1 protein-coding gene is annotated in these 300 nt (G+C 42.3%); it reads right to left on the minus strand.

The window, feature by feature from the left end:
- The coding region (locus CJ239_RS11540; protein WP_219716992.1) for a hypothetical protein at positions 1 to 300 on the minus strand (300 nt) is incomplete at both ends.

A 300-nucleotide genomic window follows, 5' to 3' on the forward strand; every position in this document is an offset into this window, starting at 1 on the left:
ACAGCTGGTTTACCTGGTTCTGTAATCTTAGCAGTTCCTGGTACTTTACCTTCTGGTAATTCACTATTTGGTACTTTACCTTTACCGTCTTCACCGATTGTAACAGTGATTGGGTTACCATCTTTACCTGGGATTTCTACTGTAGTTCCTGGTGGGTAGGTTGAACCATCTGGTCTCTTCGGTGTTACTGTAACATCACCTGTCTTAGGATCTTGTTCAACATCTACTGTTGGTGTCTTATGAGCTGGCGTTGTTACATTAGGAACTTCCACAGCTGGTTTACCTGGTTCTGTAATCTTA

The organism is Streptococcus sp. UMB0029 (assembly GCF_002871495.1).
Lineage (GTDB): Bacteria > Bacillota > Bacilli > Lactobacillales > Streptococcaceae > Streptococcus.